This window comes from Ruegeria sp. AO1, from assembly GCF_056535985.1.
The window spans coordinates 3,386,005-3,410,142 of the sequence record NZ_JBQFJC010000001.1; the positions used below are offsets into that span (position 1 = coordinate 3,386,005).

Here is a 24,138-nt window from a genome sequence, read left to right on the forward strand (position 1 = left end):
TTGGCCTCGCAGAGGCCAATCAGCTCGCAGGTGTCGACGACACGCCAACCTGCGCCGGGCGCAGCAAACGGTCGTGCAACATGAACCCTTCAGCAGACACCTGAATGATGTCCCCCGCGCGCGTTCCCGGCACCGGAGCTTCAAACATCGCCTCATGCACATTCGGATCGAACCGATCCCCAACCTCAGGCGTGATCACTTCGATCCCGTGCTTCTGGAACACATCCTTCAGTGCACGCATGGTCAGCTCAACACCTTCCAGCAAACCAGCAGCCACTTCTTTCTGCTCATCGGTCGCAGCCTCAAGCGCGCGCTTCATGTTGTCGTAGACCGGCAGCATGTCGCGGGCCAGTTTCGACCCACCATATTGTTCCGCGTCCCGACGGGCCTTGTCACCACGCTTGCGCGCGTTTTCCGCGTCAGCCAAAGCGCGCATGAACTTGTCTTTGTAGTCATCCCGCTCGGCGCGCAACTCATCCAGTTCCAGCGCCTCGTCGCTGATCTCAGCGAACTCTTCGGCCAATTCTTCCGCTTCGGCCGCCATGATGTCGTCCAGAAATTCTTCGTTCTTGGGCTCTGCCATCTCTTACCCTCTAGCTCCGGTCGGATATCAGCTTGCCGACCAGTTGCGCCGTATAATCCACGATCGGCACGATCCGTCCATAATTCAAACGTGTGGGTCCGATGACCCCAACCGCACCAATTATCTTACGATCAGCGTTCATATAAGGAGACACCACCAAAGAGGAACCCGAAAGTGAGAAAAGTTTGTTCTCTGACCCAATAAAAATGCGCACACCCTCACCTTCCTCGGTCAATTCAAGGAATTCGGCAATGTCGCGCTTACGTTCCAGATCATCGAACAGGGTGCGAATACGGTCCAACTCCTCGGCCTCGCCCGAATCCGCCAAAAGATTCGCCCGACCGCGTACGATCAGACGGGCTGAGTCGCTTCCATCCCCGTCCCAGGCCGCAATCCCGCTCTCCACCATCTCGCGGGCCAGAATGTCGATCTCTTGTTTGCGCGCATCAATCTGCGACAGCATCTGACGGCGCACCTCGCTGAGGGTTCGCCCCTCGATCAGTGCATTGAGGAAATTCGCCGCCTCTCGCATCGAACTGGGCGTCTGACCCGGCGGCGGCGTGAAAAGCCGGTTTTCGACATGCCCGTCCGAGAACACCAGAACCACCAGCGCGCGGTCATGCGCCAAGGAAACAAACTCGATATGCTTGATCTCGGCCTCGTGTTTTGGCGTCAGAACCAGTGACGCGCCATGTGTCACGTGTGACAAGGCCGAGCCCACGCGATCAAGCATTCCGCCAACATCGCCTGCGTTAGAGCCTAAAGTCTCATCCAGTTTCTGCCGATCATCGGCGCCCAGATCGCCGACCTCAAGCAAACCGTCCACGAACATCCTTAGCCCCTGTTGCGTCGGAATCCGCCCCGCAGACACGTGGGGGCTGTCAAGCAAACCCAGAAACTCGAGATCCTGCATCACATTGCGCACGGTCGCGGCACTGACTTTTTCTGAGAGAGTCCGCGTCAGGGTGCGGCTTCCCACCGGCTCACCGCTTTCCAGATAACTTTCAACGATCAGCCGAAACACCTCACGCGACCGGTCGTTCATCTCTGACAGAATTCTGCTGGCTTCGCTCATTCTTGGTCCCCTGCTGGATTGCCATTAAATCGCAGGTAAATGAAAGGTCAATCGGGGTTGCATCGTAATGCCGCAGGACGTTATCCCCAACCCAGCAAACAAAGGAATTCCCATGCGACCCTCAGGACGTGATCTAAATGAAATGCGCGCCGTTTCAATCGAGACGGGCTTTACCAAACATGCCGAAGGGTCTTGCTTGATCAAGATGGGCGACACCCATGTGCTGTGTACTGCCACGATCGAGGATCGCGTGCCGCCCTTCATCAAAGGTTCGGGCCTTGGCTGGGTCACCGCCGAATACGGCATGCTACCCCGCGCAACCAACACCCGGATGCGGCGTGAGGCGGCCTCGGGCAAGCAAGGTGGTCGTACCGTAGAAATCCAGCGCCTGATCGGTCGCGCCCTACGTGCTGGCGTCGACCGGGTTGCTTTGGGCGAACGTCAAATCACCGTCGATTGCGATGTCATCCAGGCGGATGGCGGCACCCGCTGCGCCTCGATTACCGGCGGCTGGGTGGCGCTGCGTCTGGCCGTGAACAAGCTGATGAAGGCAGGCGATGTGATCTCGGATCCCTTGGTAGACCCTGTTGCGGCTGTTTCTTGCGGAATTTACGCCGGTCAGCCGGTTCTGGACCTCGACTACCCCGAAGACAGCGAGGCGGGCGTGGACGGCAACTTCATCATGACCGGCTCGGGCAAACTGATCGAAGTCCAGATGAGCGCCGAAGGCTCGGTCTTCAGCCGCGCGCAGATGGATCAACTGATGGATCTGGCCGAAAAAGGCGTGGGTGAGCTGGCTGCGGCCCAAAAGGCAGCCACCGCATGACCCGCAAGTTCGACGGCGACAGACTGCTGGTCGCCACGCATAACAAAGGCAAGCTTGAGGAGATGGCACATCTCCTCAACCCCTTTGGCGTGACCGTGGTCGGCGCGGCAGAGATGAACCTGCCCGAACCAGACGAGACTGAAGATACCTTCGTCGGCAATGCCCGGATCAAAGCGCATGCTGCCGCCAAGGCCACCGGCCTGCCTGCCCTGTCGGACGATTCCGGGATCACCGTCGACGCGCTGGACGGTGCGCCGGGCGTCTATACGGCCGACTGGGCCGAAACCGACAATGGCCGCGATTTCATGATGGCCATGACCCGTGCACATGACGAACTAGAGGCCAAGAACGCTCCTCACCCGCGCACCGCGCAATTTCGCTGCACATTGGTTCTGGCCTGGCCCGACGGTCATGACGAAGTGTTCGAAGGCATCGCGCCTGGTCATCTCGTCTGGCCAATCCGCGGCAAGGACGGCTTCGGGTATGACCCTATGTTTGTCCCCGAAGGCCACGACATTACCTTTGCCGAGATGGATCGTTGGGAAAAGAACAAGATCAGCCATCGCGGCCGCGCGGTGGAGATGTTCGTGAAGGGCTGCTTTGGCGGATGATTGGCGCAATGGGGGCTTTGGCCTGTACGTGCATTGGCCCTTTTGCGAGGCCAAGTGCCCCTATTGCGATTTCAACAGCCATGTTTCTAAAAATATTGATCAAAAACAATGGCTTGATTCCTATCTAGCCGAACTGCGCCGATCAGCCAGTGAAACGCCCGATAGGGTTCTCAATACGATCTTCTTTGGTGGTGGCACCCCGTCACTGATGAACCCCGACACCGTTGCAGCCGTCATTGACGAGGCCCGCAGCCTCTGGCGGCCCGCCAACGACATGGAAATATCGCTCGAGGCCAACCCCGGCTCGGTCGAGGCCGGGCGCTTTGCCGCCTATCGTGACTCTGGCGTCAATCGGATTTCGATGGGTGTGCAGGCGCTGAACGATGAAGACCTTCGCCGCTTGGGTCGCGTCCACACCGTCTCCGAAGCACGCACCGCTTTCGACATCGCCCGCGCCTGTTTCGACCGCGTCAGCTTTGATTTGATCTACGCGCGCCAACATCAAACCCTTGAAGCTTGGCAGGCCGAGTTGACCGAAGCACTGTCGATGGCTGTCGATCACCTATCTCTCTATCAACTGACAATCGAGGAGGGCACCGCCTTTGGGGATCGCTACGCGGTCGGTAAATTGCGCGGTCTGCCCGAGGATGACCACGCCGCCGATATGTATCTGGCCACGCAAGAGATCTGTGAGGCTAACGGCCTGCCCGCCTATGAGGTCTCCAACCATGCCCGCCCCGGCGCCCAGTCGCGGCACAACCAGATCTATTGGCGCTATGGCGACTATGTTGGTATCGGACCCGGCGCGCATGGTCGTGTCACTTTGAACGGACGTAAATTCGCGACGGAAACCCATTTGTCGCCAAATACCTGGCTAAATGCGGTTTCCAACGGATCCGGAGAAAGTGATCGAACCGAGGTTCTTCCGGTGGAACAGGCAACCGAATACCTTATGATGTGTCTGCGATTAATTGAAGGCCTAGATATGGAGAGGTTTAGCACTCTCTCCGGTCATCCTCTCCCCAATGACAAGCTCGACTCTCTCACCGACCTTGGCATGGTAGAGCTGTCAGACACGCATCTGAAGGCAACCAAAGACGGGCGTGCCGTTCTGAACGCGGTGATCCGCGAGTTGTTGGAGTAACCGATGCAGTACCTTTGGGCCGGTCTTGGTTTGCTCTGCGTCGTGCTCGCCATGGTCGGAGTGGTTTTGCCCCTGCTCCCAACCGTTCCCTTTCTGCTGCTGGCCGCGTTTTTCTTTGCCCGCTCATCCTCCCGGCTACACAATTGGCTTCTAACACATCAGGTCTTTGGTCCGATGATTATCGATTGGCAAAGCTCCGGCGCGATCCGCCCGAGCGCAAAAAAGGCGGCCACCGTGTCGGTCGCCGCCGTATTTGGCATCTCGGTTCTGCTGTCTTTACCGTCCTACGTCCTGATTATTCAGGCCGTGGTTCTGAGCGGCGTCATGATCTTTATCTGGACCCGCCCTAACGGCTGAGCTTAGCGCAAAGATCGTCCAACTGATCCAGGTTTTCATAGTTCAACACAACCTGACCCGTTTCCGTCCCCGCCTTGTGGTTGATTGCAACCTTCATAGCCAAGATGGCTGAGAGGTCTTTCTCCAATGCGCGGGTATCTGCATCTTTGCCTGCATTCAGATCCCGAGACCTCGGTGCGGGACGATCTCCTGTATCCTGCTGTTGCTTTTTCACCAGGGCTTCTGTGGCTCGCACCGAAAGCCCCTCTTTCACGACCTGCTTGGCCAGCTCGGATGGATTCTCGGCTGTGATCAAAGCTCGTGCATGGCCCGCGGACAATTTCCCTTCTATCACAAGGGCTTGCACATCCATCGGTAGAGATAAAAGCCGCAAGAGGTTAGCGATATGGCTGCGACTTTTACCCAAAGCCTCGGCCAGTTTCTCCTGCGTGTGGCCGAAACGATCCATGAGCTGCTTGTAACCAGCCGCTTCTTCGACGGAATTCAGGTCCGCCCGCTGGATGTTCTCGATAATCGCGACTTCCAGAACCTCGGTATCATCAAAATCGCGAACAATGACTGGAATATCATGCAGTTGCGCCATTTGCGCGGCGCGCCAACGGCGTTCCCCCGCAACGATTTCATACTCTCCGGCACCGATCGACCGCACGATCAATGGTTGGATGATTCCCTTTTCCTTAACCGAGGATGCCAACTCATCCAGTTGTTCAGGCTGGAAAGTCCGGCGCGGCTGGTTTGGGTTCGCCTTCAGCTTTTCGATGGGAACCGTCATATCTGGCCGGCGCGGCTCAGCTGGTGAGCGTCCATCCGTTTCCTGCGTGACATCCGCCATAAGGGCCGACAGACCACGACCAAGACCCCTGGGTTTCGCTTTTTTGGCGCTCATGTCGCCCTCCTCATTGTCGCTTAAGCAGCGACTTTGTTGTTCTTGTGCATGACTTCGCGGGCCAGATGGCGATATGCCATTGCCCCAAGCGAGCCCGAGTCATATTGCAAAACTGGCAACGCGTAAGATGGTGCCTCACTGACCCGCACATTTCTGGGTATCTTGGTCTTAAAAACCATCTCACCCAAATTGTCACGTGCGTCTTTCTCGACCTGACGGGACAAGTTGTTGCGGTTGTCATACATGGTCAACACAATACCTTCGATTCTCAGATCTGGATTCGCCGTTTGACGAACCTCTCGAATCGTCAGCATCAGCTGAGACAAACCCTCCAGAGCAAAGAATTCACTCTGCAATGGAACGAGAACCGAATGCGAGGCTACCATCGCGTTCACCGTCAGCAGGTTCAAGGACGGTGGGCAATCAATCAAAACAAAATCCAGCTCGAATCCATCTATTGAGGTTTGTCGCAATGCGTCATGCAACAAGTAGCTGCGTTTTTCATTTGAGATGAGTTCGATATCCGCCGAGCTCAGATCGACAGTGGCGGGAATGACGAAAAGGCCACCTATCTCAGTCTCTTGTATGACCGCCTCTAGCGGTGCGTCGTCCAAAATAAGATCATAAGTGGTCCAATCTCGATCTTCGACACCTAATCCAGTCGACGCGTTGCCCTGCGGATCGAGATCAACAACCAGAACCCGGCAGCCAGCTTCGGCCAGACCCGCAGCCAGATTTATCGCTGTCGTGGTTTTCCCAACTCCGCCCTTCTGATTGGCAACCGCAATTATCCGGGGCCCTGAAGGACGAGAAAGATCAACCACGAGATACTCCTTTGATTTTAAGGATTACGGCTTGGGGCTCTGTTAAACTTGTAATCGGCTCAACATCGAAATTCCATTCTTCCTGAGCCTCTGACAGTTCTTTTTTCCAGTTCGCGCCTTTCGGCAACAAAGCAGTGCCTTTTTCGCTTAAATGCCTGTCACAAAAGGATAATAATGTACGCAGATCTGCCAAAGCGCGAGCCGATAGAATATCAGCTGCTAGTGGATCAACAGATTCGATTCGTTTTGAAATGACCTGGCACGTCACACCACATTCGCGGGCAACGTTCCTTAGAAAAGCCGATTTCCTCTGATCGCTTTCAACAAATTGGAAACGGGTATTGGGTGACTCTTCCAATGCCATAATCGCACACACCATCCCCGGAAATCCGCCTCCGGTTCCGATATCAACCCAGGTATCTGCAGCCGTTGCACACCGGAATACCTGGACGGAATCCAGAATATGTCGATCCCAGATATCCTCCAGACTGTTCTTTGAGACCAGGTTAATTTTGGGATTCCAGCGTTTCACCAGCTCCACATACACATCCAGTCTGTCGAATGTTTCACGTGAAACATCAAACTTGGAAAATTCAGGCTTCATGCTTGCTTAACTTTTTGATCGCGCCGAAGTTTTGCCAAAACCAAGGTCAAGGCCGCGGGAGTAACGCCTTCTACCCTACTGGCCTGGGCAATATTTCCGGGTTTTGCCTGAGACAGCTTTTGCTTCATTTCAGATGAAAGGCCATCTAAAGCAAAATAGTCGAAATCCCTGGGAATCTGATAGGATTCATCCCTCTTCATCGCTTCGACATCCCGCTGCTGTCGTGCGATGTAGTTTGCGTATAGCGCATCCCTAGCGACCTGAAGCCGGATTTCTGGCGTCACCGTGTCCAGTTCGGGTATCAAGGGCAGCAGGTCCTCAAAAGCCACATCCGGAAAAGCCAAAATCGCCATTCCATCACGCCTATTCCCGTCCTGATTAACATTGACACCAGCAGCCAAAACCTCTTTCGGCGTATAGGTTCTATCGCTCAGAAGCGATTTCGCGTCGTTCAATTTGTCCATCTTTTTTGTGAAAGCTTGTCGACGTCCGCTTCCAACGCAACCCAACTGCAATCCAATAGGCGTCAAACGCTGATCTGCATTATCTGCTCGAAGTGACAATCTGAACTCTGCACGAGAGGTGAACATCCGATACGGTTCTGCAACGCCTCGGGTGGTAAGATCATCTATCATGACACCGATATAGCTATCGGCGCGGGTGAAATGGATCGGGTCTTTACCTTGAACAGCCAAAGCCGCATTGAGACCAGCAACCATACCCTGAGCGGCAGCTTCCTCATATCCTGTGGTTCCGTTGATCTGACCCGCTAAATATAGGCCTGGAATCTCGGGCAAGGCCAAAGTCGCTGATAGGACACGGGGGTCTATATAGTCGTACTCGATGGCGTAACCGGGTTGAAGAATATCAGCATTCTCCAGACCTTTTATCGAACGAACATATTGTAGCTGCACATCCTGCGGCAGAGACGTTGAAATACCGTTGGGGTAAATCGTGTGATCATTCACCCCTTCGGGTTCAAGAAAGATCTGATGCGAGTCTTTCTCTGCAAACCGAACAATCTTGTCTTCGATCGACGGGCAATATCTTGGGCCAACGCCATCTATATGCCCACCATACATCGCTGACTTGCTTAGGTTCTTTTCAATTATTTCATGTGTCTGAGCGTTCGTATGGGTAATCCCACACGAAATCTGCGGCGCAACAACTGAAGTCGACAGGAACGAGAACAAGGTTGGTTCGTCGTCACCGTCCTGACGTTCCAACCCTGACCAATCTATGGTACGTCCATCTAGCCTCGGTGGGGTTCCCGTTTTCAAACGTCCCGTCGGAAGATCATATGCGTCCAAACGTTCCGCCAGCCTCACGGAAGGGCGATCTCCCATGCGACCTCCGGGTCGTGAGACGTCTCCGATGTGAATCACGCCTCGAAGGAACGTGCCGGAAGTAAGAATGACCGACTTTGCCGAGATTTCTGATCCGTCGCCCAACCTAACGCCTGCTACTCGATCCTGATTCATCAGAAAGTCTACGACTTCGCCAACAATAACTGACAGGTTCCCTTGCCTATCCGTTACCTTTTGCATCGCTGCTCGGTAAAGCGACCTGTCCGCTTGCGTCCTTGGGCCTTGAACCGCTGGCCCTTTTCGGCGGTTTAGTAGCCGGAACTGGATCCCTGCTTGGTCTGCAACACGTCCCATGACGCCGTCCAAAGCATCTATCTCGCGAACCAAGTGGCCTTTACCCAATCCTCCGATTGCAGGATTGCACGACATCACACCGATATCTGCTGCAGATAGCGTGACCAATGCTGTCGAAACGCCCATTCTGGCCGCAGCATGTGCAGCCTCGGTGCCCGCGTGCCCCGCGCCAATGACGACTACATCGAAGTCTGAATGTTTCACGTGAAACACTCCTTATTTTCCCAGACAGAAGCTCGAGAATATTTCATCTAACAGATCCTCGACACCTATTCTGCCCACCAAAGATTCAAGTGCGCGGATCGCAGTGCGCATCTCTTCTGCTGCTATATCATACAGGTCCGGACCTGATTCCAGAACCGACATTGCCGCAGTCAGAGCGTCCAGTGCTTTAGTCAATGCAATGCGATGGCGTTCTCGTGTCGCTATACCATGGCTAGTGGTACGATTACTCAGCACACGCGATATGTTGGATATCAGCTGATCAATCCCCTGACCCGTTTTCCCGGAAACACCACCGACTTGGGGACTACGAAGATCCGCTTTCGGTGCCACCTGAATATCATCCGGCTGAATATCTACACCAAGATGCAACGGTTCGTCAGACAGGAACACACGCAGATCGGCAGCTTCAGCGCGTTTCTTAGCCAGTGCGATACCAAGGCTTTCGACGTGGTCATCGGTGTCGCGTAGCCCGGCGGTGTCCAGAAGTGTCACCGGAAGTCCTGCCAGATCCATTCGGACTTCAATGACGTCCCGAGTTGTACCTGCATATTCTGATGTAATTGCAGCGTCTCGCCCAGCCAAAGCATTCAGCAAGGTAGACTTGCCCGCGTTGGGAAGGCCGACGATTGCAACTTCGAACCCAGTTCGGATGCGTTCCGCGATCTGAACCCCATCTGCTTCGCGCTTCAAATCAGCCATGACGCCCGAGATCAGCTCGCGCACCTCAGGGGTGACGTCGGTTGGAATCTCTTCATCGGCAAAGTCGATTACGGCCTCCAACAGAGAGGCGGCTCGGATCAGGTCCCTCCTCCATCGCTCGGCCAGGTTTCCCAACTCACCAGCGAGAATCGTTTGCGCCTGTTTCCGTTGGGCTTCTGTCTCGGCGTCGATCAAATCGGCAAGGCCTTCGACCTGGGCCAAATCCATCTTGCCGTTTTCCAACGCGCGGCGGGTGAACTCTCCCGGATCAGCAAGGCGCAGACCGTCCGTTTCCGACAAGCAGCGCATGACAGCATTGACCGAGGCCGTACTTCCGTGAATCTGAAGCTCTGCCAAATCTTCACCGGTGAAGCTGGCCGGAGCCTTAAACGTCAAAACCAGCCCATCATCCAGACGAGCCCCGTCAGCATCCCGCAAAACCCGCAGTGACATCCCACGCGCCGGAAGCGCGCCGCCGGTCATCCCAGCCGCCGCACGATGCGCGTCAGGACCAGAGAGGCGGATGACCGCCACCCCTGCTTTGCCTTGCGCGCTGGCCAAGGCGAATATCGTATCCATTCGAAGGCCTCGCGTCAGTTAAGACCTGTGTCAGGTGTTCATCGAATCGAAGAACTCGCCGTTTGTCTTCGTCTGTTTCAACTTGGACAACAGGAACTCGATTGCATCGGTGGTCCCCATCGGGTTGAGGATGCGGCGCAGAACGAAGGTTTTGGCCAGATCGCCCTTGTCGACCAGCAGATCCTCTTTCCGGGTACCGGATTTGAGAATATCGATGGCCGGGAACACGCGTTTGTCTGCGATCTTACGATCCAGAACAATTTCCGAGTTACCAGTGCCTTTGAATTCTTCGAAGATGACTTCGTCCATCCGGCTGCCGGTATCGATCAGAGCAGTCGCGATAATAGTCAGTGAACCACCTTCTTCGATGTTCCGCGCCGCACCAAAGAACCGCTTAGGCCGTTGCAGAGCATTTGCATCCACACCACCGGTCAGAACTTTACCCGAGGATGGGACCACAGTGTTAAACGCCCTACCAAGTCTTGTGATTGAGTCGAGAAGAATAACAACATCTCGTTTATGTTCGACCAACCGCTTAGCTTTTTCGATCACCATCTCGGACACGGCCACGTGGCGCGTTGCAGGTTCGTCGAAGGTTGAGGACACAACCTCACCCTTCACCGAGCGCTGCATGTCGGTCACCTCTTCCGGGCGTTCGTCGATCAGCAGGACAATCAGATAACACTCCGGGTGGTTCTGTTCGATCGAGTGCGCGATGTTCTGCAGGATCACCGTTTTACCGGTCCGCGGAGGCGCCACGATCAGCGACCGCTGGCCTTTACCGATAGGAGAGACCAGGTCGATCACACGGGCCGACTTGTCCTTGATGGTGGGATCTTCGATCTCCATCTTCAGACGCTCATCCGGGTAGAGCGGCGTCAGGTTGTCGAACAGGATTTTGTGCTTGGCCTTCTCAGGATCTTCGAAGTTGATCTTGGTGACCTTGGTCAGCGCAAAATACCGCTCGCTATCGTCGGGCGCTTTGATTTCGCCTTCAACGGTATCACCGGTACGCAGCGAGTGCTGACGGATCATGTCAGGCGAGACGTAAATGTCGTCTGGACCCGGCAGATAGTTCGCCTCGGGCGAGCGCAGGAAGCCGAAGCCGTCTTGCAGCACTTCCAGAACACCGTCACCGCCAACAGTCCAGCCCTCATCCGCGCGTTCGCGCAGGATCTGGAACATCATCTCGCCTTTACGCATGGTCGAGGCGTTTTCGATCTCCAGCTCTTCGGCCATCGCCAGAAGGTCTTTGGGGCTCTTGGCTTTCAGATCGGCCAGATTCAGGGATTCATTGGACATGATGCATACCTTCACCGCGGATTGCGGTTCGAAGTGGAATTTTAGTACGGAAAATACGCCGCCCGGACGGGCGTGTTGATCCCTACATAGTTGCGTCGATCTACGGAGTCAAACAGGCCCGTGCTTGAATGGCCCTCAGAACTTCAGAATGACCGCCAGAACGATGACAACCATCAGAACGGTCGGAACCTCGTTCATCATGCGATACTGCCGCCCAGTGAGCTTATTTCGCCCCTCAGCGAAGTCCTTGCGGCGGGCCATCAGCCAATGATGAAACCAGGTCATGCCAATCACGGCTGCGCCTTTAAGCCACGGCCACGCAAAATCCCAGCCGACGATACCGGGCGTGAACACCATGATCAGACCACAGACCCAGGCTGCGATCATCGCAGGGCGCATGATCACGCGGAGCAGCTTTTCTTCCATTTCAAAGAAGATGGTTTCCGCCCCGTTAACTGCTTGCGCCTTTTCTACGTGATAGACGAACAGACGGGGAAGGTAGAACAGTCCTGCCATCCACGAAATCACCGCCATGATATGAAGGGACTTCACCCACGGGTAAATCGTGAAAAGAAGATCAGTCATTTTGGCTCCGGGCGTTGCTCGGAACTCTCCCTAATAAAAAAATAAGAAAGAAGAAAGAAAGATGGTTTTGTAGGGTGGGTAAAATCCGTGGATTACTTTTTTACCCTTTGGTTTTCCCCAAGTGGACAGTTTTGCACGAGATTTGAGTGATTCTGTGAACTTCCAAAATAATACATAAAAAACAGTAACTTAATTCTGAATTCCGAGGATGTATCTGGGGATAACACCCTGAACAAATCCAGATTTCCCGGTTATCCGCCGTTTCCAAGTTATCCTTACCCCGATTGGATGATGTTTGAGCGACTCAGGGAAGTTTTTCGCGAAATTCCCGGGCTTGCGTGTCAATCTGAAAACCATACAAAGCGTCCAAGACCGCTCAACGATTTGCCCACGGGGTTGTCCACATGTCTGTCCCCATCGTCCTGGCCTCAGGATCCTCTATTCGCGCGCAATTGCTGGAAAATGCAGGCGTGCCTTTCTCTGTTCAGATCGCGCGCGTGGACGAGGATAGCATAAAGCGCGCCTTGCTGACTGAGGGCGCCTCGCCGCGTGACATTGCCGATGCGCTGGCGGAAATGAAAGCGCGCAAGGTGAGTGACAAGACGCCCGGAGCGATGGTGCTGGGCTGCGATCAGGTTCTGGAATTCGACGGGCAGCTGCTGTCGAAACCTCAGACGCCCGAGGATGCCTTTGCCCAGTTGAAGATGATGCGGGGCAAGCGGCACATGTTGCTTTCCGCGGCAGTGATCTATCAGGATGGTGAGCCGATCTGGCGCCATGTCGGCCAGGTGCGCCTGCGGATGCGGATGAGCTCGGATGCCTACCTGCGCGACTATGTCGACCGCAATTGGGACAGCATCCGCCACGCGGTGGGCGCATATAAGCTTGAGGAAGAAGGCGTGCGCCTGTTCGCGACCATTGACGGTGATTACTTTAACGTTTTGGGTATGCCACTGTTGGAGCTGCTCAACTATCTGGCTGTCAAAGGGGTGATTGATCAATGACGGACCACAAGATTCCTCTTGCCGGAGTGATCGGGCACCCGGTGGGTCATTCCCGCTCGCCCAAATTGCATGGGCATTGGCTGAAGACCTACGGGCTGGATGGGCACTATGTTCCCATGGATGTCGCCCCGGCTGATCTGGAGACCGTCCTGCGCACTCTGCCCAAGGCCGGTTTTGTAGGAACCAACGTGACGGTACCGCATAAAGAGGCTGCCTTGCGTATTGCAGACCATGTCTCGGACCGGGCGACCGTGATCGGGGCCGCGAATACGCTGGTTTTCCGCAAGGACGGCTCGATCCATGCGGACAACACCGATGGATACGGGTTCATGGAGAACCTGCGCGCCGGCGCACCGGATTGGAACGCCAAGGATGGCCCAGCCGTTGTCTTTGGTGCAGGCGGAGCAGCACGCGCGGTGTTGCAGGCGCTGGCGGATGCGGGTGTGCCCGAGATTCTGCTGACCAACCGCACCCGCACCCGTGCCGATCATCTGAAAGAAGAATTCGGCCAGCGCATCACCGTTGTGGATTGGGTTCAGGCCGGAAACGTGATCGAAAACGCCGAGCTTGTGGTCAACACGACATCTCTGGGCATGCAAGGTCAGCCCGAACTGCGGGTGCCATTGGATGGGTTGCAGCCGGGCGCCGTGGTGACCGATCTGGTCTACGCGCCGCTCAAGACCAACTTGTTGGAAACAGCGGAAGAGGCAGGATGCACCGTGGTCGATGGGCTGGGCATGTTGCTGCATCAGGCAGTGCCGGGCTTTGAACGCTGGTTCGGCGTGCGCCCCGAGGTCAATGACGATTTGCGCGCGGCCGTGCTGGCATGAGGTTTGCGCTAGGCCTGACAGGCTCGATCGGGATGGGCAAAAGCACCACGGCGCAGATGTTCGTCGATGAAGGCTGCGCGCTTTGGGATGCGGATGCAGCGGTGCATCGTCTCTATGCCAAAGGTGGCGCGGCAGTTGGGCCGATGGGTGAGGTCTTTCCGTCGGCTGTCGTAGAAGGCGCAGTTAGCCGCGACGCTTTGAAACAGATTATCTCCGAAGACAGTTCTGCGTTGAAACGGATCGAAGGGATCGTTCACCCTCTGGTCGCTGCAGATCGCGCCTCGTTTCGCGAAAGTGCCGTGGCCGATATTCTGGTGTTCGACATCCCCCTTCTGTTCGAAACGGGGGGTGAGGCCGCGATGGATGCGGTCGCCTGCGTTCGGGTATCGCCTGATGAACAAAAACGCCGCGTGATGGAACGCGGTACAATGTCCGAAGCGCAGTTCGAACAGATCCGCGCCAAGCAAATGCCGAATGACGAGAAATGCGCGCGCTCAGACTATTTGATTGAAACCGACACACTGGACCATGCCCGCGCGCAGGTGCAGGATGTGATCAGGCAGATACGGACGGGGATGGCAGATGCGTGAGATTGTACTCGATACCGAAACCACGGGCTTTGATCCTGAAAGCGGTGACCGGATCGTCGAGATCGGCGCAGTCGAGCTTTGGAACCACGTGGCCACGGGCGAGACCTATCATGTCTATATCAACCCCGAACGCGGCATGCCGGAAGAGGCGTTTGGCGTACATGGCATCGGCCCTGACCTGCTGGAAACCCCGCGCCCGCCCGAAAAGGGTGAGGTGACGCTGAAAGACAAACCGGTTTTTGCCAAGGTCGGTCAAGGGTTTCGCGATTTTGTTGGCGACGCGAAACTGGTGATCCACAACGCCTCCTTCGACATGAAGTTCCTGAACGCCGAGTTGAAATGGATGGGCCTGCCGCCGATTCCGATGGATCAAGCACTCGATACGCTCGCCATTGCGCGCAAACGGTTTCCGGGCTCTCCGGCATCGTTGGATGCGCTGTGCCGGCGGTTCAATATCGACAACTCGAACCGAGTGCTGCACGGCGCGCTTTTGGACTCGGAGATCCTCGCCGAGGTTTATCTGGAGCTGATCGGCGGACGGCAACCGGATTTCGGCCTGTCCACCTCAGCCGCGTCCGGCGTGGGTGGGGCAGATGACTGGCGTCCGACACCGCGCGCAACGCCGCTGCCATCCCGGATCACCGAGGATGAGCGCGCAGCGCATGAGGCATTTGTCGAGAAACTGGGCGAAAGCGCCCTGTGGACCCGCGCCTGATCCGGTCAGGCACGGGTCAAGGGATTTAGGCGTCGGTCTGCTCGGCCTGTTCCGCCTGAGCGGCCTGACGGCGCATCAGCTCGTTGCGGTAAAGTGCAACAAAATCAATGTTGTCCAAGTTCACCGGCGGATAGCCACCATCGCGGGTTACGTCGCTGACGATACGGCGCAGGAACGGGAACAGCATGCGCGGGCATTCGATCATCAGGAACGGGTGCAGCTGATCTTCTGGCACGCCTTCCACGTGGAACAGCCCGCAATAATCCAGCTCACACAGGAACAGGACATCGTCCATGCCCTTGGCTTTCGAGGTCAGCTTCAGCTTGATAGAAACTTCGTACTGATGCTCGACCTGACGCTTTTTCGCGTCCAGGTTTACCTGAACCTGAATCTCGGGTTGTACGTCACCGGATACGCCTTTTTGCGCCATGACGTTTTCAAAGGACATATCACGAATGAACTGTCCCAGAACGCGCATCTGAACCTGAGGTGCGGCTTGGGCCGCAGTGTTTTCTGCAGCGTTTTCTTCGGCCATGGATCTACTCCAAAAATGAAATTCGACACTGCTTAGCAAGTTGCGCGCGGCACCTCAATGCTGGTGGGGGCCTTCCACCCATTTTGACGGTTTCGAGGGGTCCTTGCGTGGGCGCACCTCAGTAAACTCGCCGTCAATCACGTCGCCCTGATGATAGGGTCCGCGCGGCTGCTGAAAGCCCGCGCCCGGCCCCATCTGGAACTGGGTCACGGTCACCTTGCTCTTCAGATAGCGGAAAACGGCGATCCGCACGCTGGGGATTAGCAGTGCAAACCCAACGGCATCGGTGAAAAAGCCAGGTGTCAGCAGCAGTGCACCGGACAAGAGGATCATTGCGCCATGGGCCAAGGGCTCGGTTGGATCGTCCAGAGTGGCGAAGGATTGCTGCAATTGCCCCAGCGCCATGCGACCTTGTGTCCGTACCAATGTGGTGCCCAAAACCGCTGTCAGGACCACGATGGCAAGGGTTGGCCATAGACCGATAAGACCGCCAACCTGGATGAACAGGGCGATCTCAAGGATTGGAACCAATAAAAATGCCAAGAACAGGTACATTTGCGTTATCCTTTACCTATGGCCGAACTGTGGACTTGCCACCCACTGTCACCTACATAGTGGCAGGAGGCCGCGTACACAAAGTCTCGGTTCTGAAAAGAGGATGAAATGAACGAACCCATGATCCAGTTGCTGGTACTGGCCGGAATTGCCGTTTTCCTGATCCTGCGTTTGAAAAGCGTGCTGGGAACGCGTGAAGGTTTCGAAAAACCCCCTGTTCCGCATCAGCCCGATGCGGGTGCGTCCCGTCGTGATTTCGAGGTGATCGAAGGCGGTCCGGATCATGACATCACCGATCACGTCCCCGAAGACAGCGAGCAAGCGCAAACCCTGGCCGCGATGAAGCGGGTCGAGCCCAGTTTCTCGGTCAGTGAATTTGTTCAGGGTGCCCGTGGCGCCTATGAGATGATCGTGATGGGTTTTGAGAAGGGCAACCTAGATGAGATCCAGCCCTTCCTTGCCGAAGATGTGTTCGAAACCTTCGTCTCGGTTGTATCCGCCCGCGAAGATCAAGGCCTGACGATCGAGGCCGAGTTCATCGGCGTGCGTGAAACCACCCTGACCGATGTGTCCTTTGACAAGGATACGAATGAGGCCGAAATCACCATGAAGTTCATTGGTGAGCTGACCTCGGTCGTGCGGGATCGTGGTGGTGATATCATCGAAGGCAACCCGAACACCGTGAAACGCCAAAAGGACAGCTGGACCTTTGCCCGGGTGATGGGCAAGGACGATCCGAACTGGCTGCTTGTTGCCACGGACGCATGATTGCCACGCTCCGGTCGCTTATCCTGGTGGGTGCGATGACCACTGCCAGCGCCGCCGGAGCCGAGGCGACGCGATCCGTCCTTTCGTTTGATGACCTTCAGGGCTGGGCCGAGGATGACCACGGCGCAGCCCTTTCCGTTTTTCTGAACACCTGCGGTGATCTGAACGACCCGGATTGGCGTGCGCTTTGCGGTGTCGCCCGGACCTATGAGGGGGATGCCGCGCGGTCTTTCTTTGAACTCTTCTTCCGGCCCGTTTTGGTCGAAGATGGTATGGACGGTCTTTTTACCGGGTATTTTGAACCCGAGCTCGACGGCTCCAGAACCCGGACGGATCGTTTCAAGTATCCGATCTACAAGATGCCGCCCGAGGCGCGGGACGGGCCGTGGCTCAGCCGGCGCGAGATCCTGACCAGCGACGTGATGCAGGGCCGGGGGCTCGAGATCGCTTGGGTCGATGACCCGGTTGAGCTGTTCTTTCTGCAAATTCAGGGCTCTGGCCGGGTGCGCCTGCCGGACGGCGGTGCCTTGCGTGTGGGATATGGTGGCGCGAACGGGCAGCCCTACCGTTCCATCGGGGTTGAGTTGGTCCGGCGCGGCGCTTTGGGTGCCCACGCGGTCAGCGCGCAGATGATCCAGGCCTGGGTACGCAAGAACCCCGAAGCTGGGGCTGAGCTCTTGTTTCACAATCCCTCATACGTGTTCTTCCGCGAGGTCAGCCGCGTCGCGCCGGAACTGGGGCCTTTGGGTGCCATGAACCGGTCGATCACCACCATGCGCAGCATCGCGGCCGATCCCGCCTATACGCCGCTCGGTGCTCCGGTCTGGGTTGAGAAAGACGGCAAGAAGCCCTTGCGCCGCCTGATGATCGCGCAGGATACCGGCGCGGCGATCAAGGGCGCGCAACGCGCTGATATCTTCTTTGGAACCGGCGATGAGGCCGGGCAAGCTGCCGGTCGATTGAAGGACCCCGGACGCATGATTGTTCTACTACCGATCCAGCGTGCCTATGCCATGGCGACGGATGACTACTAATGACCCGGCGCAAACTGACCAGCGATGAGATCGAGCTGTGGCGCAAGGTCGCTAAACAAGCTGAGCGGCTGCACCCCGAGATCCCTCAGACCGTGCATCCGACAACTCTGCCCAAACCCACGCCCAAGAAACTGCCAAAACCGCGAATCGAAGCGTTTGAGCTGGGGCAGAACCAGCCTTCCAAAACTTCTGCCAACCGGTTGAAGCCGTCGATCACCGAGACGCTGCGCGCCGCCCCCGTTCAGATGGACATTAAGGCCTTTGGCCGCATGAAGCGTGGCAAGCTCAAACCCGAGGGCAAGCTTGACCTGCACGGGATGCGGATAGACACAGCGCATCCGGCGCTGTTGCGATTTGTGCTGACAGCGCAAGCGCAGGGCAAACGCCTGGTTCTGGTGATCACCGGCAAAGGGAAAGACCGCGACGAGCCGGGGCCGATCCCGACCCCGCGCGGTGTGTTGCGCAATCAGGTGCCGCATTGGCTATCGATCCCGCCTCTGGCGCAGGCGGTGATGCAGGTGACACCTGCGCATATCAGTCACGGCGGGGATGGTGCCTACTACGTTTATCTCAGACGTGTCCGCTAGGCTTCGCCCACCGACCGAAATAGTTAGAGACCCTCTGGCAAACCCTTGAATCCTACTGAGTAGCGACCTGCGCCTGTCCGGTCTCAGACAGAACAACCTCGGTCGCACCCGAGGGGTTGCGTTGACTGTTGGGGATCAAATAGTCGATGCCCCGGCGTCGGTTTCCAAGGGTGTTTCCAACACGCCGGGCCGAACTGAGCAGCGACAGCAAGGCGGGTGAGGTTGCAGCAACGAAATGCGATGACTCGGCATCGCTGTTGAACGCGGTCGCATCAATCACTTCGATCGGATATTCGGCCAGCGCCTCAATGGTGCTGATATTGCCCAGCCGTTCACTCCCCGGTGTGCCGCGAATCCGGGCCGAGATATTCAGGATCTTGTCCTTTTGCGATACCATCACGACAAAAGGATCGGGCGGAGTTTTGATGCTGTCCATTTGCGAACGAAATACGTCAATATCCAGATCCGGTGAGATCAGGAATACGCCATCAAGGTTGCGCCGCGACCAGCCGGGCGAGCGTAGCTCTGCCTGACGCATCATCTCCATCGACAAGGCACCGCCCATGGAGTGGGCGACCAGCACAACCCGTTTCACGCCGATGGATTTCAGGTCGCGGATTGTTTTCTCGAGCCCGTCACGGGCAAACAACATGCTGTCCAGATCATAGGCATACCCTGCCCCGCGCGCCTGACTGGGCCAGGAATAAATCAGCACCGATCCGGGAATATCAAGGTCATGCGCCAACTGCGCCGCGCGAAACGCGGTCTCGGTATGGGTCGAGTTATACCCGTGCACGAAGATCGACACATCATCTTCTCCGCGCAGCTGGTTTGCCAACTCACGCGGGCCGGACAGATCTGTTGTGTTCGCCAAAACAAACTGCTTTTCCGGATCGGGGTTTGCATAAGAAAACTCCAACGTGCCTGGCGTGTGGTTTGGCGGGATTGAGACTGTCATTTTGTGGTACTGAACCCGCTCGCCCCGGTCGGCGTTAAACGTTCCGTCGGGGTTCCGCCCCCGGGTTGTGGCCGCGTAGACGGTTTCTGCGGATCCCACATTCAACGCGGATGGCACTGTCACCTGCGCAGTTCTGTCGACGCAAGCGCTCAGTGTAGCAACAGCAAGAAAGGCAATACTCAAACGCAACACGGCTCAACCCTCAAAGAAACAGAGTTTGAGTCACGGTTACCAGTTTCTGGTGCAAGGTCCAGCCGGAACGAAAATTCGCCGCCAAATCGGCGGCGAAATACAGCTGGATTTGTTACAATACGTAACGGCTGAGGTCGGTTGATTTCGTCAACTCACCCAGATTGTCATCCACGAATTGCGCGTTCACCGTGATCTCGGTCCCAGCCTGATCAGGCGCGGTGAACGAGAGTTCTTCGAACACACGCTCCATCACCGTGTAAAGCCGCCGGGCGCCGATGTTTTCAACGGTCTGGTTCACATCCGCCGCAATCTTGGCCAGCGCCGCGATGCCGTCATCGGTGAAACTGACGGTGACCTCTTCGGTACCCATAAGGGCGGTGTATTGGAGGGTCAGCGCGTTGTCCGTCTCGGTCAGGATGCGCACGAAATCTTCTTCTGTCAGCGCGCGCAGCTCCACTCGGATCGGCAGACGGCCCTGAAGCTCGGGCAGCAGGTCCGAGGGTTTGGCAATGTGGAACGCACCCGAGGCGATGAACAGGATGTGGTCGGTTTTCACAGGGCCATGTTTGGTGGACACCGTCGTGCCCTCGATAAGAGGCAGCAGGTCGCGCTGGACCCCTTCACGGCTGACATCGCCGCCACGCGCTTCCGCGCGCGCGCAAACCTTGTCGATCTCGTCCAGAAACACGATGCCGTTCTGTTCGACCGACTCCAGCGCCACTCGGTTGACGGTTTCGTCATCCAGCAGCTTGTCGGCCTCTTCCCCGATCAGCAGGTCATAGCTTTCGGCCACGGTTACTTTCTTTTTCACCGTGCGGCCGCCGAAGGCCTTGCCGAAGATATCGCCCAGATTCATCATGCCCATCTGGCTGCCGGGCTGGCCGGGTACGTCGAACATTGGCATCGGGTTTGAGGTGTCAGACAGCTCCAGCTCGATCTCTGTGTCGTCCAGCTCACCTGATTTCAGCTTCTTGCGGAACATCTCGCGAGTCGCTTCGCGGGCATCGGAGCCGGCGATCGCTTCGATCACGCGATCCTCTGCGGCCTGATGGGCGCGGGCTTTCACATCCTCACGCATGTATTCGCGGGTCTGGATGATCGCTGCGTCGGCCAGATCGCGCACGATCTGTTCCACGTCACGGCCGACATATCCGACTTCGGTGAACTTGGTGGCCTCGACTTTGATGAAGGGCGCACGGGCCAGTTTGGCCAGACGGCGGCTGATTTCGGTTTTTCCGACGCCGGTGGGGCCGATCATCAGGATGTTCTTGGGGTAGACCTCATCCCGGATATCATCGGCCAACTGCTTGCGTCGCCAGCGGTTGCGCAGAGCCACGGCCACGGCGCGTTTGGCGTCTTTTTGCCCGATGATGAAGCGGTCCAGTTCCGAGACAATCTCGCGCGGGGTCAGGTCGGTCATATGTGTTTTATCCGTCTGTTTCGAAGCGGAACCTAATCATACGTCGCGAAAACACAAGCCGATCACGAAAACATCACGACAACTCACAGAAGACACACGGATATTCGTAGTGATGTGAATCGCCATGCGAGGGTCGCGTGCGGCATAAAAAATGGCGACGGGCACACAGGCCCGCATCTATCTTATGGAGATACCGCATCATGATGACTCGTCGTTCTCTTTTTGTGAAAGCTGCTGCCACCGGCGCGGCCCTTACCTTGGCTAGCACCACCAGTGCTGTGGCCGGTGGAGCCAAAAAGAAAGGCACGTTCGAGGGCCGTTCGAACCACATCACCACCGGTTCGGTGAAACTGGTCAAGGATGGCGATCGCTACATTGTTGAACTGGGCAAAGACTTTTCGCTGGACAACGGCCCCGACCCGCGCGTCGCATTTGGGAAAGACGGCACTTACGCCCCGGACAGCAAACTCGGCGCGCTGTTGCACCTTGCAGGTAAGCAATCCTATGCCGTCCCACCGACCATGGATGTGTCGGGATACAACGAAGTATACATCTGGTGCGAGGTCGCCGGAGTACCTCTCGGCGTAGCATCGCTGAAGTAATCGCGCCGTCAGAGGTCGGGTTCTCCGGCCTCTGACACACTGTTAGGTAACGGCACAACTGTCTGCTACACTCGTCCCAAGTTATTGGAACCGGGGGCGTTTTTCATGACCAAGATTGCCAAGATCACCCTGTTGTTTGTGGTATTTGTGGACCTGATCGGACAGGGGCTTGTGTTTCCGATCATCAACTCTCTGATCATGGAGACGAAGTCCGGGTTTCTGCCCGAAAACACCCCCGACGGCCGTCGCCATTTTTACTACGGGCTGGTGATCGGGTGTTTCTTCCTTTCGTGGTTTCTGGGGGTAGTTTATGTCTCGAAAGTCTCGGATTCCATTGGGCGCAAGAACGCGCTTCTGGTTTGTTTGGGCGGAGCATTGGCAGGCTACGCCATTACCATCGCCTCGCTCTACCTCGACAGTCTGCTGTTGCTGATCCTGGGCCGGTCGATCACTGGCTTTACGGCGGGCAATCAGCCCATCGCGCAGGCGGCGATGATCGATGGCAGCACCGATGCTGCCGATCGTGACCGCAATATGGGGTATATCGTGACCGGCGTCAGTTTTGGCCTTGTCGGAGGGCCAATCATCGGGGCCGTCCTGTCGGATTCTGCCCTTTTGGGCAGTTTTGCCACGCTCAGAACACCTTTCTATGGCGCCTTCGTTCTGGTGCTGATTGCCATCGTCCTCGTGCTGGCCTTCTTCAAGGACACCCGCAGCGAACGCGTGCGCTTTGTCTTTCGCCCGCGTGATATCACAGACAGCCTGATCGCCGTGCGCGGCCATCCGATGGTTCTGAAAATCCTGCCGGTCTATTCCTTCTTCATGATCGCCAACGTCACCTTTTATGTGTTTGTCGACAATTTCCTGACCAGCCGGTTCGGCTATGGCGTGATTGGAGGCAGTATGGCCATGGTCGTCATCGGCTTTGCTCTGGCCTTTTCTAGCACCTTCCTTGTGAAACCCGCGCAAGAGAGGTTCAGCAAGCACAAGATCATCTATGTCTCACTGATCACGATGGTGATCTGCGGGCTTGCCTTCGCTTTCAGCCCCAGCGGCGCGCTGAGTTACATTCCGGTCTTCTTCTTCTACTTCTTTTTCGGTGTTTCATACCCGACCCTTCTGGGCCTGTTTTCATCGAGCGTCAGTGAGGCGGATCAAGGTTGGGTCATGGGCGTGACCACGGCAGTCTTCTGCCTTGCCGGAGGGGTTATGTCCCTGATCGGCGGCGGGCTGATGAGCGTCGACATCCGCGTGCCCTACTACATCGTGATCATCGCGGCGATCTTCGGCCTGATCGGAATGCACCGTCGCTGGAAAGGCAAAGAGATCAAGGCGCTGTTAGCTTGAGGCAGCTTTGCGTTTGATTTGAGTCGAAATACGCTGCTTTTCCCCTCGGTCGAGCGCGCATTTCGATACAGTGTTTTGGTGAAACGCAGAACGCCCTAGATCGTCTCGACCGTCAGATTGCCGTTGGTATAGACGCAGATGTCGGCAGCAATCGCCATGGCTTCTCGTGCAACCGTTTCAGCGGGCTTGTCGCTGTCCATCATCGCGCGCGCAGCGGCGAGGGCAAAGTTTCCGCCCGATCCGATGGCGGCCACGTTGTGTTCCGGCTCCAACACGTCCCCTGCCCCGGTGATCACCAGCAGGTCCTTGCCATCGGTGACGATCAGCATCGCTTCGAGCTTTTGCAGGTATTTGTCGGTGCGCCAATCCTTGGCCAGCTCGACCGAGGCACGGGCCAGTTGGCCCGGGGTGGCCTCAAGCTTGGCCTCCAGCCGCTCGAGCAGAGTGAACGCATCCGCCGTCGATCCGGCAAAGCCTGCCACGACCTCGAATCCACCGGGTGACAAGCGGCGGACCTTGCGGGCGGTGCCCTTGATCACGGTCTGGCCCAGGCTGACCTGTCCGTCGCCAGCAATCACCACCTGGCCGTCTTTCTTGACGCCAATGATCGTTGTGCCATGCCAACCGGGAAAATCGCTGTCTGCCATCAGGGCCTCCGTTCATCACTGGGACCCTATATGGGCCGGAGCCAGCGCCAACGCAACTGTTCACAAACTGCCCAAAAGATATGCAAGAAACGCAGATCGGGTCTACCAGACTGGCAATTGTGAGACTCAGACCCCTGCACTACATGAGGCTTACAACCGACATTGGGTCGGCTGTTTCAGTTTGAAGGACTGCGCAAATGGCAAATACTGCACAAAACACTGCGCCGCTCGGAGCAGCTACCATCCTGCACGTAGTGGACGCGTTCACTGTGGCTTTCGAAAAAGCGGTTGAGTGGAACGAAACTCGTAGGACACGCAAGGCGTTGTCGCAACTGAGCGACGCTCAGCTGGAAGATATCGGTCTGACCCGTAAAGACATCATCACCATCTGAT

Annotated in this window: 28 protein-coding genes; 14 read left to right on the forward strand and 14 right to left on the reverse strand. The window is 56.7% G+C overall.

Annotation, left to right across the window (positions count from 1 at the left end):
* Nucleotides 1–19: 19 nt before the first annotated feature.
* Nucleotides 20–583 carry a nucleotide exchange factor GrpE gene (locus ACR3FB_RS16865; protein WP_170470713.1) on the reverse strand — a complete coding sequence of 188 codons (564 nt, stop codon included), beginning with the start codon at nt 581–583 and terminating at the stop codon, nt 20–22.
* Between the two features lie 10 nt (nt 584–593).
* On the reverse strand, nt 594–1,658 hold the full coding sequence (hrcA, locus tag ACR3FB_RS16870) for a heat-inducible transcriptional repressor HrcA (RefSeq protein WP_170380211.1): 1,065 nt from the start codon (nt 1,656–1,658) through the stop codon (nt 594–596).
* Between the two features lie 112 nt (nt 1,659–1,770).
* On the opposite strand from hrcA, the gene rph reads away from it, so the two are divergent.
* From rph to ACR3FB_RS16890, 4 genes are read left to right on the forward strand one after another with little or no spacing between them, the layout of a single operon-like run.
* Nucleotides 1,771–2,484, forward strand: coding sequence for a ribonuclease PH (rph, locus tag ACR3FB_RS16875; protein WP_170412685.1), 714 nt, complete (start codon nt 1,771–1,773; stop codon nt 2,482–2,484).
* A complete protein-coding gene (gene rdgB / locus ACR3FB_RS16880; protein WP_480566056.1) occupies nt 2,481–3,095 on the forward strand; it encodes an RdgB/HAM1 family non-canonical purine NTP pyrophosphatase in 615 nt (204 codons plus the stop codon). Before rph ends, rdgB begins: the two co-directional genes overlap by 4 nt.
* Nucleotides 3,085–4,239, forward strand: coding sequence for a radical SAM family heme chaperone HemW (gene hemW, locus ACR3FB_RS16885; RefSeq protein WP_480566054.1), 1,155 nt, complete (start codon nt 3,085–3,087; stop codon nt 4,237–4,239). The genes rdgB and hemW overlap by 11 nt, the downstream gene beginning before the upstream one ends.
* 3 nt (nt 4,240–4,242) lie before the next feature.
* The gene (locus ACR3FB_RS16890) at nt 4,243–4,596 is read left to right on the forward strand and encodes a YbaN family protein (protein ID WP_480566052.1); all 354 of its coding nucleotides are present in this window, start codon (nt 4,243–4,245) and stop codon (nt 4,594–4,596) included.
* Here the strand turns inward: ACR3FB_RS16890 and ACR3FB_RS16895 are convergent.
* The 7 genes from ACR3FB_RS16895 to ACR3FB_RS16925 all read right to left on the reverse strand — a co-directional run bounded on the left by ACR3FB_RS16895 (nt 4,586) and on the right by ACR3FB_RS16925 (nt 11,961).
* The gene (locus tag ACR3FB_RS16895; RefSeq protein WP_480566050.1) at nt 4,586–5,482 is read right to left on the reverse strand and encodes a ParB/RepB/Spo0J family partition protein; all 897 of its coding nucleotides are present in this window, start codon (nt 5,480–5,482) and stop codon (nt 4,586–4,588) included. The genes ACR3FB_RS16890 and ACR3FB_RS16895 overlap by 11 nt on opposite strands.
* 20 nt (nt 5,483–5,502) lie before the next feature.
* On the reverse strand, nt 5,503–6,306 hold the full coding sequence (locus ACR3FB_RS16900; RefSeq protein ID WP_170380205.1) for a ParA family protein: 804 nt from the start codon (nt 6,304–6,306) through the stop codon (nt 5,503–5,505).
* Nucleotides 6,299–6,910 carry a 16S rRNA (guanine(527)-N(7))-methyltransferase RsmG gene (rsmG, locus tag ACR3FB_RS16905; protein WP_170380204.1) on the reverse strand — a complete coding sequence of 204 codons (612 nt, stop codon included), beginning with the start codon at nt 6,908–6,910 and terminating at the stop codon, nt 6,299–6,301. The genes ACR3FB_RS16900 and rsmG overlap by 8 nt, the downstream gene beginning before the upstream one ends.
* The gene (gene mnmG, locus ACR3FB_RS16910) at nt 6,907–8,775 is read right to left on the reverse strand and encodes a tRNA uridine-5-carboxymethylaminomethyl(34) synthesis enzyme MnmG (protein ID WP_480566048.1); all 1,869 of its coding nucleotides are present in this window, start codon (nt 8,773–8,775) and stop codon (nt 6,907–6,909) included. Before mnmG ends, rsmG begins: the two co-directional genes overlap by 4 nt.
* Nucleotides 8,776–8,787: 12 nt before the next feature.
* Nucleotides 8,788–10,074, reverse strand: a complete 1,287-nt coding sequence (gene mnmE, locus ACR3FB_RS16915) for a tRNA uridine-5-carboxymethylaminomethyl(34) synthesis GTPase MnmE (protein ID WP_480566046.1) — start codon at nt 10,072–10,074, stop codon at nt 8,788–8,790.
* A gap of 30 nt (nt 10,075–10,104) precedes the next feature.
* Nucleotides 10,105–11,376 carry a transcription termination factor Rho gene (gene rho / locus ACR3FB_RS16920; protein WP_170462843.1) on the reverse strand — a complete coding sequence of 424 codons (1,272 nt, stop codon included), beginning with the start codon at nt 11,374–11,376 and terminating at the stop codon, nt 10,105–10,107.
* A gap of 135 nt (nt 11,377–11,511) precedes the next feature.
* Nucleotides 11,512–11,961 carry a CopD family protein gene (locus tag ACR3FB_RS16925; RefSeq protein WP_480566044.1) on the reverse strand — a complete coding sequence of 150 codons (450 nt, stop codon included), beginning with the start codon at nt 11,959–11,961 and terminating at the stop codon, nt 11,512–11,514.
* Nucleotides 11,962–12,365: 404 nt separating this feature from the next.
* On the opposite strand from ACR3FB_RS16925, the gene ACR3FB_RS16930 reads away from it, so the two are divergent.
* Genes ACR3FB_RS16930 through dnaQ form a run of 4 tightly spaced genes read left to right on the forward strand, consistent with a single transcriptional unit; the run spans nt 12,366 to nt 15,100 of the window.
* Complete coding sequence (locus ACR3FB_RS16930; RefSeq protein ID WP_480566042.1) at nt 12,366–12,965, forward strand: Maf family protein; 600 nt, start codon at nt 12,366–12,368, stop codon at nt 12,963–12,965.
* Nucleotides 12,962–13,795 carry a shikimate dehydrogenase gene (locus ACR3FB_RS16935; RefSeq protein ID WP_480566040.1) on the forward strand — a complete coding sequence of 278 codons (834 nt, stop codon included), beginning with the start codon at nt 12,962–12,964 and terminating at the stop codon, nt 13,793–13,795. The genes ACR3FB_RS16930 and ACR3FB_RS16935 overlap by 4 nt, the downstream gene beginning before the upstream one ends.
* Entirely contained in the window at nt 13,792–14,385 is a 594-nt protein-coding gene (gene coaE / locus ACR3FB_RS16940; protein WP_480566038.1) for a dephospho-CoA kinase, read from the forward strand. The genes ACR3FB_RS16935 and coaE overlap by 4 nt, the downstream gene beginning before the upstream one ends.
* A complete protein-coding gene (dnaQ, locus tag ACR3FB_RS16945) occupies nt 14,378–15,100 on the forward strand; it encodes a DNA polymerase III subunit epsilon (protein ID WP_425084058.1) in 723 nt (240 codons plus the stop codon). Before coaE ends, dnaQ begins: the two co-directional genes overlap by 8 nt.
* A 25-nt stretch (nt 15,101–15,125) precedes the next feature.
* Here the strand turns inward: dnaQ and secB are convergent, their stop codons facing one another.
* Both secB and ACR3FB_RS16955 read right to left on the reverse strand, forming a co-directional pair.
* The gene (gene secB / locus ACR3FB_RS16950) at nt 15,126–15,635 is read right to left on the reverse strand and encodes a protein-export chaperone SecB (protein ID WP_170380195.1); all 510 of its coding nucleotides are present in this window, start codon (nt 15,633–15,635) and stop codon (nt 15,126–15,128) included.
* Between the two features lie 54 nt (nt 15,636–15,689).
* Nucleotides 15,690–16,190, reverse strand: coding sequence for an FxsA family protein (locus ACR3FB_RS16955; RefSeq protein WP_480566036.1), 501 nt, complete (start codon nt 16,188–16,190; stop codon nt 15,690–15,692).
* Between the two features lie 108 nt (nt 16,191–16,298).
* On the opposite strand from ACR3FB_RS16955, the gene ACR3FB_RS16960 reads away from it, so the two are divergent.
* The 3 genes from ACR3FB_RS16960 to ACR3FB_RS16970 are packed head-to-tail and all read left to right on the forward strand — an operon-like array spanning nt 16,299 to nt 18,579.
* On the forward strand, nt 16,299–16,958 hold the full coding sequence (locus ACR3FB_RS16960) for a Tim44/TimA family putative adaptor protein (RefSeq protein ID WP_170380193.1): 660 nt from the start codon (nt 16,299–16,301) through the stop codon (nt 16,956–16,958).
* Nucleotides 16,955–17,992 (forward strand): murein transglycosylase A, encoded by a 1,038-nt coding sequence (gene mltA / locus ACR3FB_RS16965; protein WP_480566034.1) that lies wholly within the window; start codon nt 16,955–16,957, stop codon nt 17,990–17,992. The genes ACR3FB_RS16960 and mltA overlap by 4 nt, the downstream gene beginning before the upstream one ends.
* Entirely contained in the window at nt 17,992–18,579 is a 588-nt protein-coding gene (locus ACR3FB_RS16970; protein ID WP_480566032.1) for a Smr/MutS family protein, read from the forward strand. The genes mltA and ACR3FB_RS16970 overlap by 1 nt, the downstream gene beginning before the upstream one ends.
* 52 nt (nt 18,580–18,631) lie before the next feature.
* On the opposite strand, the gene ACR3FB_RS16975 is transcribed toward ACR3FB_RS16970, so the two are convergent.
* Nucleotides 18,632–19,660, reverse strand: a complete 1,029-nt coding sequence (locus ACR3FB_RS16975; protein ID WP_480566030.1) for an alpha/beta hydrolase — start codon at nt 19,658–19,660, stop codon at nt 18,632–18,634.
* A 181-nt stretch (nt 19,661–19,841) separates the two neighbouring features.
* Nucleotides 19,842–21,149: an ATP-dependent protease ATPase subunit HslU gene (gene hslU, locus ACR3FB_RS16980; RefSeq protein ID WP_480566028.1), complete on the reverse strand. Its 1,308-nt coding sequence runs from the start codon at nt 21,147–21,149 to the stop codon at nt 19,842–19,844.
* Between the two features lie 200 nt (nt 21,150–21,349).
* Between hslU and ACR3FB_RS16985 the strand changes: the two genes are divergently transcribed.
* Together ACR3FB_RS16985 and ACR3FB_RS16990 are read left to right on the forward strand one after the other, a co-directional pair.
* Entirely contained in the window at nt 21,350–21,751 is a 402-nt protein-coding gene (locus tag ACR3FB_RS16985; protein WP_480566026.1) for a DM13 domain-containing protein, read from the forward strand.
* 105 nt (nt 21,752–21,856) lie between these two features.
* Nucleotides 21,857–23,098 (forward strand): MFS transporter, encoded by a 1,242-nt coding sequence (locus ACR3FB_RS16990; RefSeq protein WP_480566024.1) that lies wholly within the window; start codon nt 21,857–21,859, stop codon nt 23,096–23,098.
* Between the two features lie 95 nt (nt 23,099–23,193).
* Here the strand turns inward: ACR3FB_RS16990 and hslV are convergent, their stop codons facing one another.
* Nucleotides 23,194–23,745 carry an ATP-dependent protease subunit HslV gene (gene hslV, locus ACR3FB_RS16995; RefSeq protein WP_170462831.1) on the reverse strand — a complete coding sequence of 184 codons (552 nt, stop codon included), beginning with the start codon at nt 23,743–23,745 and terminating at the stop codon, nt 23,194–23,196.
* A gap of 197 nt (nt 23,746–23,942) precedes the next feature.
* On the opposite strand from hslV, the gene ACR3FB_RS17000 reads away from it, so the two are divergent.
* On the forward strand, nt 23,943–24,137 hold the full coding sequence (locus ACR3FB_RS17000) for a DUF1127 domain-containing protein (protein WP_480566022.1): 195 nt from the start codon (nt 23,943–23,945) through the stop codon (nt 24,135–24,137).
* Nucleotide 24,138 lies beyond the last annotated feature (1 nt).